The organism is Mesobacillus maritimus (genome assembly GCF_023715205.1).
GTDB classification, from domain to species: Bacteria; Bacillota; Bacilli; order Bacillales; family Cytobacillaceae; genus Mesobacillus_B; species Mesobacillus_B maritimus_C.
The window spans coordinates 1-1,693 of record NZ_JAMBNR010000043.1; the positions used below are offsets into that span (position 1 = coordinate 1).

The following is a 1,693-nucleotide window of genomic DNA, read 5'->3' on the forward strand; positions in this document are numbered from 1 at the left end:
ATTAAATAGTCTGGTGACGATGGCGAGAAGGTCACACCCGTTCCCATGCCGAACACGGAAGTTAAGCTTCTCAGCGCCGATGGTAGTTGGGGGATTCCCCCTGTGAGAGTAGGACGTCGCCGGGCAACGCAAAAGACAACCAATTTTGGTTGTCTTTTTATTTGTGTCCAGAAAACAGCTAATTGCTAGTTAGTGAAAGTCAAATATGAATTAGGATCAAGACGCTCAGTAGTTGATAGGCACTGGTGGGGAAACTTTGTGATAAAGACTCGTGATGTTGTAATATAATATGAGGGAAACTTCACGTACGGTTTGAGGAGGGGAAACTGATAGTAAAATAGAGATAGCGAAAGCTATCCTTTTGTAGTAGTTTATTAAGCTGCATTTCAGTCTTTGTTGTTTTGTAAAATACAACCGAAGCGTCTTACTATTAGTAAGTGAATAGTTTTGCGAACAGATGAATCAAGGCTAGCAACTAGCATTTTTCGATTTAAGCTTAGAAATGGTTTTATTTAATTAAAATACTGGAAAATTTCGTTGTTTATAATTGATAATAAGCGGAAATATCTCTTAAATAGGAGTTAGCACTGAAAACAGCTTAAATAGACGGAAAAATCTGACTATAAAGGAAAGTAAGACGGCGAAAAAGGCCTTTGCTATGGATATAGAGTATTCGAACGTATATCCTAATGCTGAATGTAAAAGTGTACCGGTGGCTGACGTGAGAGCAGTCTCTTGTTAGCACATCTAATGGGAAATTTGTTAAGATAGAAGTTATTGGTACCTTAAGGGAGAAGGTAGATGCGCCTTACGGTATCCTTGATGAAGGAAGTACTTCCGTGATTGAGATGGCAAGTGCAAGTGGACTAGTTTAGTAATAGCTGAGAAGCGGAATCTTTTGAAGACCCCAACATACGGATCAGGGCAACTGATCAAACATGCACTTGATAGCGGAGCTGGGATGTTACAAGCTTTAGGAGCTTCATTTAAAAATTTAGAATGGGGAAGATGTTCGGCGGAGGGGCACTAGATAAGCTAAAAACGTTTAATCTAACTTGCTTGTCGGAAGGATAGGAGATGGAATTGATTCATTATATAATCATGGTTTCACAGCTATTGTCTTTATCTTAAAGGCTCTTTTCTCAAACTTTGTTGCTTTTGACCAAAAAATACGTCTGAATAAGCCAGGTTATCCTTGACGCGGACTTTATTTGCTAACTGCATTCTTTACTTGTCCTTAATTTTCGTGGAAGATTTTTTAAAAGGCTGATTCGCCCCAATTATATAGCTACACCTTTTTGCTCCCACTGTTGGGCTGCAGTTTTATTGCCTTTTGAAGGTACCTTCTTACTTTTTTGTGCATAGTATACGAAGTAATTGTTTGTTGTAATGATATTCTTATTAAGAATTTGAAAATATAGTATTGATTTAGTCAGGTTAAGATGGTATTCTTATTTAACTACTTCGCTATTGAGAAATATTTAAGCCAATAAAATTTTTTAAAAAGTTATTGACTTAATGAAGTGGATGTTATATTATATTAAATGTCGCTGATAACGACATCGAAATTGTTCTTTGAAAACTAAACAAACAAGCGTCAACAAACAATAACAATCATGTTTCTTCTATTAATATAGAAGAACATGAGCCAACGTTTTATTTTATGAGCTTAACTCATACTCTTTATTGGAGA

General features: G+C 36.4%; 1 rRNA gene and 1 pseudogene. Both read left to right on the forward strand.

From position 1 onward, the window contains the following. Nucleotides 1-9: 9 nt before the first annotated feature. Nucleotides 10-125: ribosomal RNA gene (gene rrf, locus M3182_RS25485) — 5S ribosomal RNA — on the forward strand. A 615-nt stretch (nucleotides 126-740) separates the two neighbouring features. After that, a pseudogene (locus M3182_RS26540) lies at nucleotides 741-875 on the forward strand (glycerate kinase); the annotation flags it as partial. Nucleotides 876-1,693 lie beyond the last annotated feature (818 nt).